The sequence below is a fragment of the Massilia sp. TSP1-1-2 genome, assembly GCF_049896185.1.
In the GTDB taxonomy this organism is placed as follows: Bacteria; Pseudomonadota; Gammaproteobacteria; order Burkholderiales; family Burkholderiaceae_D; genus Telluria_A.
In genome coordinates this window covers 1-534 of the sequence record NZ_JAFCTU010000221.1, presented here as the reverse complement: position 1 = coordinate 534, position 534 = coordinate 1, and the positions used below count along the sequence as shown (strand labels likewise).

Below are 534 nucleotides of genomic sequence, written 5' to 3'. Positions count from 1 at the left end.
AATGGCTTTCGCCCCATTATTTGGAAGTATTACCAGTGGCTTTAGTTGTTGTTCGAAGAAAGGTATCTTGATTTGTTTTTCCATCAGCCGACATCCCTGCTGGATGGTCTAAATGCCTTTGTTGACAAATTCAATCAATGGCGAACAGACCAAGGCCTAACAACAAGCCTTGAAAAATTCGGTGTTTCTGAGCTGAATCGTGTCTGCTTTCAGAATGCTACCGGCAGCGGCAAGACGCTGTTAATGCATGCCAACGTGATTCAGTTTCGGCATTACGCCGAGATTTCTAAGCGAACCAATGAGTTCTCGCGCTCTGTTTTGATTACCCCGAACGAGTCGCTGACCGACCAGCACCTCCGAGAAATGCAACTAAATGGCTTGCCGTCTCAACGCTTTCGCGCTGACTTATTAGGGGCGCCTGATCTCGCACGCGTCGATGTCATTGAAATTACCAAGCTGGGCGAGGTGCGCCGTGAAAACACGGTGGCCGTTTCCGAGTTTGGCGACAACAATTTGTTGTTGGTGGATGAAGGG

Annotated in this window: 1 protein-coding gene; it reads left to right on the top strand. The window is 48.7% G+C overall.

Features of this window, described 5'->3' with window-relative positions:
* Nucleotides 1-45: 45 nt before the first annotated feature.
* A partial coding sequence (locus tag ACP7BV_RS27805) for a DEAD/DEAH box helicase family protein (RefSeq protein WP_426108153.1) occupies nucleotides 46-534 on the top strand: 489 nt, incomplete at its 3' end.